Annotated in this window: 13 protein-coding genes; 10 read left to right on the top strand and 3 right to left on the bottom strand. The window is 56.3% G+C overall.

The window, feature by feature from the left end:
• Positions 1 to 94: 94 nt before the first annotated feature.
• Both J2X14_RS13260 and J2X14_RS13255 read right to left on the bottom strand, forming a co-directional pair.
• The gene (locus tag J2X14_RS13260) at positions 95 to 391 is read right to left on the bottom strand and encodes an I78 family peptidase inhibitor (RefSeq protein WP_352411666.1); all 297 of its coding nucleotides are present in this window, start codon (positions 389 to 391) and stop codon (positions 95 to 97) included.
• Positions 392 to 654: 263 nt separating this feature from the next.
• Positions 655 to 3,264, bottom strand: a complete 2,610-nt coding sequence (locus tag J2X14_RS13255) for a bifunctional diguanylate cyclase/phosphodiesterase (protein ID WP_352411665.1) — start codon at positions 3,262 to 3,264, stop codon at positions 655 to 657.
• A gap of 220 nt (positions 3,265 to 3,484) precedes the next feature.
• Here J2X14_RS13255 and J2X14_RS13250 point away from each other — a divergent pair, with 220 nt between their 5' ends.
• The 6 genes from J2X14_RS13250 (at position 3,485) to J2X14_RS13225 (ending at position 9,240) form a co-directional block, all read left to right on the top strand.
• Entirely contained in the window at positions 3,485 to 4,141 is a 657-nt protein-coding gene (locus tag J2X14_RS13250) for a CPBP family intramembrane glutamic endopeptidase (RefSeq protein WP_352411664.1), read from the top strand.
• Between the two features lie 122 nt (positions 4,142 to 4,263).
• Positions 4,264 to 5,832, top strand: coding sequence for an ABC transporter substrate-binding protein (locus J2X14_RS13245; protein WP_352411663.1), 1,569 nt, complete (start codon positions 4,264 to 4,266; stop codon positions 5,830 to 5,832).
• Positions 5,832 to 6,884, top strand: coding sequence for an ABC transporter permease (locus tag J2X14_RS13240; protein WP_352411662.1), 1,053 nt, complete (start codon positions 5,832 to 5,834; stop codon positions 6,882 to 6,884). The genes J2X14_RS13245 and J2X14_RS13240 overlap by 1 nt, the downstream gene beginning before the upstream one ends.
• A complete protein-coding gene (locus tag J2X14_RS13235; RefSeq protein WP_352411661.1) occupies positions 6,881 to 7,738 on the top strand; it encodes an ABC transporter permease in 858 nt (285 codons plus the stop codon). Before J2X14_RS13240 ends, J2X14_RS13235 begins: the two co-directional genes overlap by 4 nt.
• A complete protein-coding gene (locus J2X14_RS13230) occupies positions 7,728 to 8,567 on the top strand; it encodes an ABC transporter ATP-binding protein (protein ID WP_352411660.1) in 840 nt (279 codons plus the stop codon). Before J2X14_RS13235 ends, J2X14_RS13230 begins: the two co-directional genes overlap by 11 nt.
• On the top strand, positions 8,560 to 9,240 hold the full coding sequence (locus J2X14_RS13225) for an ABC transporter ATP-binding protein (protein WP_352411659.1): 681 nt from the start codon (positions 8,560 to 8,562) through the stop codon (positions 9,238 to 9,240). The genes J2X14_RS13230 and J2X14_RS13225 overlap by 8 nt, the downstream gene beginning before the upstream one ends.
• Before the next feature lie 132 nt (positions 9,241 to 9,372).
• On the opposite strand, the gene J2X14_RS13220 is transcribed toward J2X14_RS13225, so the two are convergent.
• Entirely contained in the window at positions 9,373 to 9,567 is a 195-nt protein-coding gene (locus J2X14_RS13220; RefSeq protein WP_085067772.1) for a hypothetical protein, read from the bottom strand.
• A 299-nt stretch (positions 9,568 to 9,866) separates the two neighbouring features.
• Between J2X14_RS13220 and J2X14_RS13215 the strand changes: the two genes are divergently transcribed.
• The 4 genes from J2X14_RS13215 (at position 9,867) to sad (ending at position 12,802) form a co-directional block, all read left to right on the top strand.
• On the top strand, positions 9,867 to 10,100 hold the full coding sequence (locus tag J2X14_RS13215; RefSeq protein WP_352411658.1) for a hypothetical protein: 234 nt from the start codon (positions 9,867 to 9,869) through the stop codon (positions 10,098 to 10,100).
• 155 nt (positions 10,101 to 10,255) lie between these two features.
• A complete protein-coding gene (locus J2X14_RS13210) occupies positions 10,256 to 10,426 on the top strand; it encodes a hypothetical protein (protein WP_249893730.1) in 171 nt (56 codons plus the stop codon).
• 150 nt (positions 10,427 to 10,576) lie between these two features.
• Positions 10,577 to 10,840 (top strand): hypothetical protein, encoded by a 264-nt coding sequence (locus tag J2X14_RS13205; protein WP_352411657.1) that lies wholly within the window; start codon positions 10,577 to 10,579, stop codon positions 10,838 to 10,840.
• 573 nt (positions 10,841 to 11,413) lie between these two features.
• The gene (gene sad / locus J2X14_RS13200; protein WP_352411656.1) at positions 11,414 to 12,802 is read left to right on the top strand and encodes a succinate-semialdehyde dehydrogenase; all 1,389 of its coding nucleotides are present in this window, start codon (positions 11,414 to 11,416) and stop codon (positions 12,800 to 12,802) included.
• The last annotated feature ends 26 nt before the right edge of the window (positions 12,803 to 12,828 follow it).

The following is a 12,828-nucleotide window of genomic DNA, read 5'->3' as shown; positions in this document are numbered from 1 at the left end:
CGGGGAGATCATTCTGTTTCCCTGTATCCTGCCGGGTAATAATGACAGCAGCGTGACAGCGGCACGATAAACTGGTTGCAATACGCTTGCCGTGCTAGCCGCAGTAAACGCGGGTAATCAGGTTGTCTTTATCGCCAAGGAAATTCAGCCGGTTAAGGTTGAAATCCATTGTCACCGCCGAGTGATAAGGAATCGCCCGCACCGGATGTTCAAACTGCAGCTTGCTGAGCGCCGATAACGGCTGCCCGACATAATTCTGATAAGCAGATGCGCCACAGCGATCGGCATCCGGATCGCTCACCACAGCATTATCGCTGCTTTTTTGCCCATGCTGACAGGCCGCCAGCGTAAAAAGTGCGATAAGCAGCGCGCTCTTTCCGTAAAATTTCACCGTACCTCTCCTCTTTGGCTTATTCGTTCAGCATTCGACCTTAAAGCCTAACAGATTGTCTGGCACGTACAGAAAGAGGTACCCCGCAGAAAAATGTGATCCACTTCATAAAAAAGGCACATATTGCGCAAATTTCACCCACTCCATTCGTATAATTTCCTAAGATTATTCTTAGGAGGTGACGTATGGAGCTGGTTGTTTTTATCGGCTTTGCGGTGCTGATGACCTGCGTGGCCATCCGCGTCCGTTAAGCGTCTCACGGGTCAGCCTGGCTGGCCCGTTTCATTGATCTCGTGCTGTGCGGTTTCCAGCAGGCGGGCGAAATCCGCAGCTGGCATCGGACGACCCAGATAGTAGCCCTGCCCTTCATCACAAGCGATCGCCTGCAACTCGGCGAACTGCTCCGCATTTTCAATCCCTTCGGCAGTAATCACCAACGAGAAGGCTTTACCCAGGCCGATAATGCCATTAACGATTGAGTGCGCCTGCTGTGAATGCGGGAAATCCTTCATATAAGAACGATCCATTTTCAGGCCATCAAACGGGAAGGTTTTCAGATAACCCAGCGAGGCATAGCCTGAGCCAAAGTCATCCACCGTTAACCGTACGCCAAGCGCCTTAAGCCGCTGCATAATCAGCAGCACTTTATCCGGCTTTTCCAGCGTGACATTTTCCGTGATTTCCAGTTCAAGGCGCTCAGCAGGCAACCCGCTGATCTGCAAAGCCTTTGCCACACGCTCGGCCAGATCGCCACGACAAAACTCCACAGGCGAAATATTAACAGAAACATAAAAGGGTTTCGGCCAGCCCAGCGCATCGCGGCAGGCGCGTTGCAGCACCCAGTCGCTGAGCGGGATGATCAGCCCGGTCTCTTCCGCCAGCGGAATAAAACTATCGGGCATCACCAGCGCAGGCGGTGATGGTTGCCAGCGCAGCAGGGCTTCCGCGCCGTCCATTCCGCCGCTTTGCAGCGAATAGCGCGGCTGATAAAACAGGCGCAGCTCATCGCGTACCACCGCCTGGCTTAGCGCGCGCTCCATTTCACGGCGCTGCACCAGCTGCTCGGACATCTCTGGTGAATAATAGACCCAGCGGTTGCGTCCCAAATTTTTCGACTGATAAAGAGCGATATCGGCCATTCTGAGCAGCTCTTCCGGCTGTAATGCATCGTGTGGCGCACGCGCAATACCAATAGAGGCGCCAACATGCATGACCTGCCCCGCCACCTTGAACGGTTTATGGATCTCATCCATCAGGCAACGGCAGCGCGCTTCGATTTCCTCATGGCTGGTCAGGCCGCTTAGTAGCAAAATAAACTCATCGCCGCCCTGACGCGACAGCAAATCCTCTTTGCCAAGACAAACGCGTAAGCGTTGCGATACCTCATTTAATACCCGATCGCCCGCAGCATGACCGTAAAGATCGTTAATCGGCTTAAAGTGATCGAGATCGACGCTAAACATCACCAGCGGTTGTTCTCGGGTGGGCTGCGCCTGAAGCTTGCCACTAAGAAATTCATTCATACGGTGACGGTTCGGTAACCCCGTCAGCGTATCGTGCTGCGAAAGATACTGGATACGCGCCTGAGCTTCGACTTCCAGCGTAATATCGGAAACGGTGCCGCGAAAACCGATTCTTCTGCCCTGTACCTCTATCGGCTTCGCCACCAGACTACAGATACGCTCTGCGCCCTGCGCCGAATGATAATGGCAGCGCAACGTCCGGCGATCGCTCCCGCTGTGTTGCCGCTGCATCCACTCGGAAACAGGCTGGCTACTGCTCACCAGCAGGCAATCGATCGGTTTGCCAAGCTGTACCGCGATGTCATAGCCGGTTACCGCCATAAAACGCGCAGAGAGATAGGTCAGCACGCCGCGGGCGTCGGTTTCCCATATCCAGTCCGAAGAGGCTTCCGCCACATCACGAAAACGCGCTTCGCTGTCGCTCAGCTCTTGCTGGCTCTGCCTCAGCTGTTCAAAGCGCCAGTCGGAAAGCCGGGCGTTATCCATCGCGTGACGAATCACCCGTCGGGAAATGATGCCCAGCATCAGCATGGTCAACATTAACAGCGGCACGGTAACAATCAACAGACGATAACCCGGTTCGCTGCTGTCCCAGGCGATGCGTACTGGCTCACTTTGATCTATCTGCAGCGTCAGGCCGCCGGATGAAGCGGGCTGCGGCGATGCAAGGCGCATATCGCTGATGCCGATGCTGTTACCCAGCTCCAGCAGCTTATTGGGCGTATAGCGATCGACAAATACCATCACCGACGGCGGGCCTGGGATGGTCCCCAACCCTGGGACTTTGCCGGTGGTAATCGGCGCGGCGGCAACAATGGCTGGCGATCCGCCAACGCGCGTATTTTTCACCAGCGCCTTTTCATTGCTGATAAGCGCTTGCGCCTGCTCGACGATGATCATACTTTTTCTGTCAAGCCAGCTCTCCAGCTGCATTTCAGAAAGCTGACCGTTAATCACCGCATAGCGCGTGCGCCCCGTGCCATCCACCACAAATACCCCTTCATAATGGTATTCCTGGAATAAACCCGGCCCGAAGTTTTGCTGGGTAAAGGCCCACTCTTTATCCACCTGCAGATGCAGGTGATTCCAGGCCTCGCCCCAAAAGGCATAGTCACGAATATCGGTGAGGATGGCCTGCTGGCGATCCTGCCAGGCGTTACGCAGCAGGAATTTCTCCTGGGCCAGCGCAGTACTGTTTTGCCGCATAGCGATAGCGATAATCATTACGGCGGTGGTTAACAGGATGGTGGCCAGCATACAGCCCAGCACCAACAGCGTTCGACGCGTAAAAAGCGTCGCAGGCGTTTCCGCAGTACGAAGATTAAAAGGTAATAAAGAAGGTAAGTTCATTCACAAAGCCCCGGTAATAGTGCGTTTATTACAACCTCCGCTATTGATTACGCAGCGACTATCGCGGCGCGGCGTATGCTCCTGCTTTTTTCACGCTTACAAAGCTTATCGGCCTGTGACGGCGACTATTTAGCGAAAAAGCGAGCCTCTGTCGGCATCTCGACAGCGATCCAGGCGGTTGTTACACTCCCCTCCTTCCTTTTTTTGGTATCCGTCACTCATGAAAAGCCAACATGACAGAGTCCTTCTGACGCTGTTTTACCTCGGCAGTTTTGCTCTTTATTACCTGATTACCATCGCGATTACCTGGTTTCCTAATTACGCCGCGCTACAACAAAAAGGGCTGCTGGTGCCGGTGCTTTGCCTGTTTGAATTTGCCGTGCTGTGGCCGCTGTACCGTTTTTATCAAACACGCCGCAGCGATATTCCGCTGGGCCGCCTGCCGCCGAAAACAACGCTGCTGTTTTTGCTGCTGCTGCTGGGTTTGATGGCGATGCAAACGCAATTTTTACCGTCGGAGCGCTGGCTGGAGGATCAAACGCAGCAGACGCCGTTTTCGCTCTGGATGCTGCTGCTCTCCGCCGTGTTGCTGGCGCCCATTTTTGAAGAGATTTTGTTTCGCGGTTTTTTACTGCAGGCCTTTTTGCTATGGGCGCCACGCAGCCGCTTTGCCTCGATTTTGCTGACTTCGCTGCTGTTCGTCGTGATGCATACGCAATATATCCACTGGCAAACGCTGGCGGTATTAACGCTGTTTTCCATTTTGCTGTGCTATGCGCGCCTGCGCGCCAACGGTTTGCTACTGCCGGTATTGCTGCATATGCTTAATAATCTGATTGCGCTGCTGCCTTCGATCTGGTTTGTTCTGCAGGCCTGATGCATCAGTTTTATAACTATTTTAGCGGCCTTATAATTTTTTCTGCTAAGCATAGCGAATAATCTACTATCAGCCTGCCAGATAGTTCCCTTACACTCGCGAAAAAAACGGTAAGGAACGTCATGAAAATTTTTGCTCCCACACTTCTGACGCTGGCTCTGAGCGCCAGCTTTGCTGCCAGCGCGGCGACCCCTCCCGATACGCTGGTGATTGCCCAGTCCATTGATGATGCCAACAGCTTTGATCCGGCCGAAGGGTTTGAACTGACCTCGGTGCAGGCATTTACCAATCTCTATCAACGGCTGTTGCAATCCGATCCGCAGAACCCTAACGAGCTGAAGCCTACGCTGGCCAGCAGCTGGGAAGCGGGTAAAGATAACCGCAGCATGATCGTGACCCTGCGCGACGGCGCTACTTTCGCCTCCGGCAACCCGGTGCGCCCGGAAGATGTGATGTTCTCCCTTTCACGCGTGGTGAAGCTGAACCTCGATCCCTCCTTTATTCTCACCCAGTTGGGTTGGACCAAAGAGAATGTGGATAGCCAGCTGAAAAAAATCGACGATCGCCACGTGCAGATTAGCTGGCAGGCCGATGTCAGCCCGGCCTATGTGCTGAGCCTGCTGGCTGCGCCGGTCTCCTCGATTGTGGATGCCAAAACCGTGCTGGCTAACCAGAAAAATAACGATCTGGGCAATAAGTGGCTGGCGACCCATTCCGCCGGGAGCGGTCCTTTCCAGATCCGCCGCTATGTGCCGCATGAGGTGGTGCTGTTAACCGCTAATCCGACGTCGCCAGGCGATGCGCCGAAGCTGAAAAACATCTTAATTAAAAACGTCCCGGAAGCGGCGACCCGTCGTCTGCTGCTGGAACAGGGCGATGCCGATATTGCCCGTAACCTGGGCGCCGATCAGATTAGCGCGCTGAAAGGCAAGCCGGGCGTTAAGCCGCTGGCGATCCCGATGGCGTCGCTCTACTACATTCAGTTCAATATCGACGCCAAGCCCGCGCTGAAAAATCCAGCGCTGTGGCAGGCTGCACGTTACCTGTTTAACTATCATGGCATTGCCGACGATCTGCTGAGAGGTCAATTCCAGGTGCATCAGTCGTTCCTGCCGCAAGGTTTCCCGGGCGCGCTGAATGAAACGCCGTATAAATATGACCCGGAAAAAGCGAAAGAGATTTTAGCCAAAGCGGGTCTGAAGGATGTCAGCTTTAAGCTGGTGGTCAGCAATCAGCCGCCCTATCTGGATATCGCCCAGGCGTTACAGGCCAGCTTTGCTAAAGGCGGCATTAAGGTGGAGCTGATCCCCGGCCTCAGCACGGAAGTGTCAACTAACGTTAAAGCACATAAATATGAAGCCACGTTAAACGCCTGGGGCGCAGACTATTTTGATCCCAATACCAACGCCTCCGCTTTCGCCTATAACCCGGAGAATGGCAGCACCACGCTGGCCTGGCGCTCTAACTGGCATATCCCCGAGCTGAGCAAAAAAACGCTGGCTGCCACCGCAGAAAGCGATCCGGCGAAGCGCATTGCGCTTTATCAGGAGATGCAGCGCGAAGTGATGAAAAACTCCCCTTATGTGGTGGGGCTGCAGGCGCGTAACCTGATTGCCGTACGCGACAATCTCAAGGGCTATGTGCAGGGCATTAACCCCGATATGGTTTACTACAGCCAGGTCAGTAAGTAATGGCATACAGCGCAACACATGCCGGGTTTGCCCGGCAATTCTGGCGCGGCGGCCGTCATCTGGTAACCGGCCTGCTTTCGCTGTTGGTTACGTTGCTGGGTCTGTTAGCGTTCACCTTTATGCTTTCGCACCTGTCGCCGGTTGATCCGGTGTTACAGGTGGCGGGCGATCACGCCAGCGAATCCACTTATCAGCAGGTGCGTCACGATTTAGGGTTGGATAAGCCGCTGCCGGTGCAGTTCTGGCGCTATCTGACGCATCTGGCGCACGGCGAACTGGGCATGTCCAATATCACCGGCCAGCCGGTCGCCAGCGATCTGGCGCGCACCTTCCCTGCAACGTTAGAGCTGGCGACCTGCGCCATGTTCTTCGGCGCGTTCTTTGGCATTACGCTGGCGCTGCTGGCGGCCTGGAAGCCGGGCAGCGTACTGGATAACCTGGCGCGTTTGATTTCGCTGCTGGGCTATTCGGTGCCGGTGTTCTGGCTCGGTCTGCTGGGCCTGCTGCTGTTTTATGCGGTGCTGCACTGGTCCGCCGGGCCGGGGCGGCTGGATGATATTTGGGTCTATACGCTGGAGCCGAAAACCGGCTTTGTGTTGATTGACAGCTGGCTGTCGGGCGACAGAGAGATGTTCCGTAACGCCATTGCGCATTTATGGCTGCCGGTGGTGGTGCTGGGGATGCTGTCGATGGCGGCGATTACCCGCCTGCTGCGTGCGGCGCTGCTGGAAGAAAACGGCAAAGAATATGTCACGCTGGCACGGGCAAAAGGCGCCAGCCGCACGCGTATCCTGCTGTGTCATATTTTCCCTAACGTACGCGGCACGCTGATTACCGTGCTGGGCCTTTCTTATGCCACGCTGCTGGAAGGCTCGGTATTAACCGAAACGGTTTTCGCCTGGCCCGGCGTGGGCCGCTATCTGACCACCGCGCTGTTCGCCTCCGACGTGCCCGCCATCCTTGGCGCAACGCTGCTGATCGGCGGCTGCTTTGTGCTGTTAAATGCGCTGGTTGATGCGCTGACCTGGTTAACCGATCCGAGAACCCGATGACACAACATTTATCCGATGCGGAAATTGTCACCCCGACGCCGCGTCGCCGTCGGCTGACGACGCTTCAGATTGGCGTTACGCTGGTGGCGATTCTGGTGCTGACCGCCCTGCTGGCACCGCTGCTGGCGCCATTTGATCCCAATGCGCAAACCATCTCCGCCCGTTTGCTGCCCCCTTCCGCCGCCCACTGGTTTGGTACCGACGGCTTTGGCCGTGACCTGCTGTCGCGCGTGATTTATGGCGCACGTCCAACGCTGTTGCTGGTGTCGCTGATTTTAGTGCTGACCATTCCGGTCGGGCTGCTGATCGGCATTGTGGCCGGTTATCTTGGCGGCTGGACCGAACGCGTGCTGATGCGTATTACCGATATCTTTCTGTCGCTACCTAACCTGGTGATTGCGCTGGCGCTGGTTTCGATCCTTGGCCCCGGCTTGCTTAACGGCGCGCTGGCGCTGGCGTTAACCAGCTGGCCGCCGTTTGCGCGTCAGGCGCGCGCCGAAACGCTGGCGCTGCGCCGCAGTGATTATCTGGCCGCCGCGCGTATGCAGGGGATTACCGGGCTGCGCCTGATGTTTGGACATATTCTGCCGCTCTGTCTGCCCAGCGCAGTGGTACGTGCCGCGCTCAGCCTTGGTGGTATCATCCTTTCCGCCGCGGGTCTCGGCTTCCTGGGCATGGGCGTTCAGCCGCCTACCGCCGAATGGGGTTCGATGGTGGCGGAAGGCAGTAAAGTGATTTTCGATCAGTGGTGGGTGGCCGCCGCGCCCGGCGGCGCTATTTTGTTCGCCAGCCTGGCCTTTAACCTGACAGGCGACGGCCTGCGCGACCGACTGGATACCCGTCATGGCAACTGAACCTTTAATCATCGCTGATAATTTAACGATTCACAGCGGCGTGACGCCGCTGGTGAAGCAGGTCAGCTTTACGCTGGGCCGCGAGCGCGTGGCGCTGGTGGGCGAATCGGGCTCCGGTAAATCCCTGACGGCGCGTTCTCTGATGGGGCTGCTGGCACCGGGCCTGCATTTACAGGCGCGTCAGCTCCAGGTGGCGGGTCGGGATGCGCTGACGCTGAATGAAAAACGCTGGAGCCAGCTGCGCGGCAGCGAACTGGCGATGGTGATGCAGGATCCTAAATATGCCCTGAATCCCACGCGCACCATTGGCTGGCAGGTAGAGGAGCCGCTGCGGCTGCACCATCGCCTGAGCCGCGCCGAGCGGCGGGAGAAGGTCGTCGATATGCTGGCGGCGGTGGGTCTGCCGCAGCCAGCGCAGCTGATATCGCGTTACCCGCATCAGCTTTCCGGCGGCATGGGACAGCGCGTTATGTTAGCGATCGCGCTGATTGCCGATCCGCCATTTTTGATCGCCGATGAACCCACTTCCGCGCTCGATCACGCCATGCGCGATCAGGTGCTGGCGCTGATTCGGCGGCTGGTGGAAGAACGCAACATGGGATTATTGTTGATCAGCCACGATTTGCAGCAGGTTTCAGAACACTGTGAACGAGTGATGGTGATGTATAAAGGCCAGCTGCTTGATACGTTGCCCGCCGCCGAGCTGCCGCGCGCCACGCATCCTTACACGCGCACGCTCTGGTCGTGTCGACCGAGCAAAGCCACGCATGGTCAGCCACTGCCGGTACTGGATCGCGACGCGCTGGCAAGGGAGCTGGAACATGATTAATTTGCAACATCTGAGCGTGGCGCATCGCCAGGGTTACGATCTGCGCACCGTAGTGCACGATGTGTCGCTGACGGTGAACGCCGGAGAATGCTTTGGGCTGGTCGGGCCGTCTGGCTGCGGCAAGTCATCGCTGCTGTGGGTGATGGCGGGCCTGAATCCGCACTGGCAGGGAGAGATGCAGCTGGCCGGGCATCAGGCGCTGCCGGGTAAAACCTTTACCGGCGATTTGCGCCGCGAGGTGCAGATGGTGTTTCAGGATCCCTACGCGTCGCTGCATCCGCGTCACCGGCTGCGCCGCACGCTGGCGGAGCCGTTAACGCTGCTGAAGCAGGATAATATTAACGATCGCATCAACGCAGGCTTTCGCCACGTTGGGCTGGATCCAGCGCTGGCCGATCGCTATCCGCATCAGCTTTCTGGCGGTCAGCGTCAGCGCGTCGCCATCGTACGTGCGCTGCTGTTAAAGCCGAAAGTGCTGCTGCTGGATGAGCCGACCTCGGCGCTGGATATGTCGGTGCAGGCGGAGATCCTGAACCTGCTTAATCAGCTCAAGCAGCAGGATGGGTTAACCATGGTGCTGGTCAGCCACGACCCGGATGTGATCGATCATATGTGCGACCGTGCGGTACAGATGGCGGAAGGTCGTATTGTCGCCGCGCGCGCCACGGTGTAGCGCTGGCAATATTCCATGTGCGCAGCCCATGCGCAACGCTCAGAAACCTCAGCAATAAAATTGCGTTCCGTGCCTGAAACGGCGCGGAACGCTTAACCTTTCAGCCGGGGCTTGCGCTCCGTGCAGCCGCTATCATGAAATCGCCGAATCCGAGGCGTCTTTCTTCTTATCAGACTCAAAATGCGTTTTGAACTGCTCATAAATAGAGATCATATTGCTGGCGTCGCCCTGAAGCGGGCTGAGTTTGCCAGCGCGAACCAGTTCAATCACCAGCTGCAACGCAGCCTGTTTCGGGCTGCTGGAAGGATGAGCAATTTCATTCGACATAAAAACGTTCCTGTCATTAAGGGGGAAATGGCAGAGTTTAGCCTAAACGGCGATAAAAAACCGCGCCTGAACACCCGCTCAGCCGCTGTTTTGCCCGCTTTGCGCAAATGCCTTACCGCCTGAATGCCGCTCCGCTTTGGCACGGCGCGGTATCCTCTCTCACATTATTTACGTGAGCCCGACGTTAAATAATGCCGAATCAGATAAATCTCTCTTTTTTTATTTTCGCCAACGCCAATAATGCATTTTACCGGCCTCATACCACGATGCCGAACCGCTAAATATTCAGGTAGCCCGCTATGAAACACACGCTAATCACTTCAGGCCTGGCCGGATGTCTGTGCTTTGCACTGGCATCTTTTAGTCATGCCGCGCAGGCTGAAACCGTTACCGTTTCGCTGTCGCAGGAGCAGGATGGCGGCGCTCAGGGCCGCGCCTGTATTTATGTTTATCAGGGTCAGGCCGAGTTTCGCCGGGTAAATGCAGAACAAGCCTGCCTGCCGGAAATTATTATTGAAGCGCGCGAAGAATAAGCCAGCGCCCACGTCAGATGATGCTTAGTTTTTTTGTTGAGGGTAACCTCAGTACCAGCCAAAGCTCAGGTAAACAAATCGTAAACAGCCTTATCAGCTATACTTAACGACGGACGAAAAAGAACCCGACGCCGGGCGCGCAAAAGGAGCTGAGAATGTTGATTGGATTTGTGCTTTTAGTTAGCGCCTGTGGTCATGACGCCTGTGATGCCCTGCCGGTTACCGAACATATTTATCCCACCCGCGCCGCCTGCGAGCACATGGCCGCGCGCATTCATCAACGCCGCCCTAACGCGGTGCTGCTGTGTGGTGAAGTTCATCGCTAAGCCTTTCTGGTTACGCCCTGCTGCTTTGCAGGGCTGCCAGGTAAGAGTACGTAAAAGTGGCCTTTACCCTGGGCTCTCAGGTTGCTATCTGGCAGTAAACAGGTCAAAATATGAACTGTTCTTGCACTTACCAACATCGTTGTGAATTCCATGAAAAATCGTAAGCCCCGTCGTCCCAGCGGACGATGGATTTATTATATTTTGGAAGATGGCATTCTCTGGCCCTGCCCGGTACGCTGGGAATGGGAAAGTGGTTACGGCGGCTGGCTGCCGTTCTACTTCTCACCTTCGCTGGAGTTTGTTGCAGGCGATCCGGCCAAAGCCTGGCGCGTTCCCGGTTCCGGCAATCGTCCGGCACGCCGTCTTCACTGGCCCGAAGCGGCCTGGAATAATGAATCTGTCTGTCACGCCTGATGCCATGACCTTCCCTGCAGCGCGATGAAAAGCCCGACCGTAAATACGCGTCGGGAAAGTGTTTCCATACCGCAAAGGGAAAAGCCATCAAAATGGCAAACTGAAGCGCACAATGCCACATCACCAGCAGTGCGCGATTAACATAACATAATCTTAACTATTTTTCCGTTAAGAAATCGTAAACTCCGCTCGCTTTCCGCAATATATCGCCTGTTTTCAGGGCGGTTAGTTTCTTACTCGCCTGAGCGCAGACAAACATATCGATAAGTTTTTCTACTGTAGCGAAAACTCTGGCCTGGCCGCTTGCCGGGCTGTTTTTATCGCGGCACAAGCCCGTTAACCAGCGATTTTAACGTTTTGCCAGATGCGAACTAACCGCGTTGTCAGCAACCTGGTAACCGCTGACGCCTGCGCCAGGCTTAGGGTGGCAACCCGGTGGAACACTGTCCGTTGTGTAAATCGCATAATCCATTCTTTTTTCAGAATCAACTCGCTCAGCATTATTCACTTTTAATGAATGCCAGTAGCCATTAAGGTAAGCGCATCAGCAACAAGAATATTTGAGGAACGGTTATGTCATTTACTCCTGAAACGCATGCTATCTCGCGCAACCCTGCCAACGGCGAGGTGCTTTCTGCCCGTCCTTACAGCGACGAACAGCAGGTGGATGCGGCCATTGCCGCTAACTATCAGGCTTTCCAGCAGTGGCGACAGCAGCCGCTGACGCAGCGTGCGCAAAAGCTGCGCGATCTGGCGGCTGCTATCCGCGCACGTAGCGAAGAGATGGCGCAGATGATCACCGCAGAAATGGGCAAACCGATTTTGCAGGCGCGCGCTGAGGTAGAAAAATCGGCGCAGCTCTGCGACTGGTACGCTGAGCAAGGTCCTGCCATGCTGGCAACCGAGCCGACGCAGGTGGAAAATAATCAGGCGGTCATTGAGTATCGTCCGCTTGGTCCGGTGCTGGCGGTGATGCCGTGGAACTTTCCGCTGTGGCAGGTGCTGCGCGGCGCCGTGCCAATTTTGCTGGCGGGCAACAGCTATCTGCTGAAGCATGCGCCAAACGTCATGGGGTGCGCCCTGCTGATTGAAGCGCTGTTCAACGATGCCGGTCTGCCTGCCCATCTGTTCAGCGTGATTAATGCCACTAACGGGGGCGTCAGCCAGGCCATTAACGATGCGCGCATCGCGGCGGTCACGGTCACCGGCAGCGTCCGAGCGGGTTCCGCTATCGGCGCGCAGGCCGGCGCGGCGCTGAAGAAGTGCGTGCTGGAACTGGGCGGATCCGATCCCTTTATCGTTCTGAAAGATGCCGATCTGGATGCGGCGGTGCAGGCGGCGATTGCCGGACGCTATCAGAATACCGGACAGGTTTGCGCAGCAGCCAAGCGCTTTATTATCGAACGCGAGATTGCCGATGCTTTTAGCGAAAAATTTGTCGCGGCGGTCGCCCAGCTGAAAATGGGCGATCCGCGCGTGGAAGAAAACCGTATCGGCCCAATGGCGCGTTACGATCTGCGCGATGAGCTTCATCAGCAGGTGCTGGCGACGCTGGCGGAAGGCGCAACGCTGCTGGCGGGCGGTGATAAGCTGGCCGGTGAAGGCAACTATTATATGCCGACCGTGCTTGGCAACGTGACGCCCACGATGACCGCTTTCCGTCAGGAGATGTTTGGTCCGGTGGCGGCGATTACCGTTGCGGATAATGCTGAACATGCGTTACAGCTGGCTAACGACAGCGACTTCGGCCTGATGGCGACCATCTATAGCGCAAACGACGCGTTAGCCTCAGAGATGGCGGAACGTCTGGAGTGCGGCGGCGTATTTATCAATGGCTACAGCGCCAGCGATGCACGCGTTGCTTTCGGCGGCGTGAAAAAAAGCGGTTTTGGCCGCGAACTGTCGCACTTTGGCCTGCATGAATTCTGTAACGTGCAGACCGTCTGGCGCAACCGCCGCTAACCCGCTGCTGCGGCCTGAAGCATCCC

The organism is Mixta sp. BE291 (genome assembly GCF_031457955.1).
Taxonomy (GTDB): Bacteria; Pseudomonadota; Gammaproteobacteria; order Enterobacterales; family Enterobacteriaceae; genus Mixta.
This window is presented reverse-complemented; position numbering and strand designations above follow the sequence as displayed.

Coding starts and splice junctions, on each gene's coding strand:
- J2X14_RS13240 (WP_352411662.1), top strand. CDS start 5,832: ATGGCATACAGCGCAACACATGCCGGGTTTGCCCGGCAATTCTGGCGC.
- J2X14_RS13255 (WP_352411665.1), bottom strand. CDS start 3,264: ATGAACTTACCTTCTTTATTACCTTTTAATCTTCGTACTGCGGAAACG.
- J2X14_RS13225 (WP_352411659.1), top strand. CDS start 8,560: ATGATTAATTTGCAACATCTGAGCGTGGCGCATCGCCAGGGTTACGAT.
- J2X14_RS13230 (WP_352411660.1), top strand. CDS start 7,728: ATGGCAACTGAACCTTTAATCATCGCTGATAATTTAACGATTCACAGC.
- J2X14_RS13245 (WP_352411663.1), top strand. CDS start 4,264: ATGAAAATTTTTGCTCCCACACTTCTGACGCTGGCTCTGAGCGCCAGC.
- J2X14_RS13210 (WP_249893730.1), top strand. CDS start 10,256: ATGTTGATTGGATTTGTGCTTTTAGTTAGCGCCTGTGGTCATGACGCC.
- J2X14_RS13205 (WP_352411657.1), top strand. CDS start 10,577: ATGAAAAATCGTAAGCCCCGTCGTCCCAGCGGACGATGGATTTATTAT.
- J2X14_RS13250 (WP_352411664.1), top strand. CDS start 3,485: ATGAAAAGCCAACATGACAGAGTCCTTCTGACGCTGTTTTACCTCGGC.
- sad (WP_352411656.1), top strand. CDS start 11,414: ATGTCATTTACTCCTGAAACGCATGCTATCTCGCGCAACCCTGCCAAC.
- J2X14_RS13220 (WP_085067772.1), bottom strand. CDS start 9,567: ATGTCGAATGAAATTGCTCATCCTTCCAGCAGCCCGAAACAGGCTGCG.
- J2X14_RS13235 (WP_352411661.1), top strand. CDS start 6,881: ATGACACAACATTTATCCGATGCGGAAATTGTCACCCCGACGCCGCGT.
- J2X14_RS13215 (WP_352411658.1), top strand. CDS start 9,867: ATGAAACACACGCTAATCACTTCAGGCCTGGCCGGATGTCTGTGCTTT.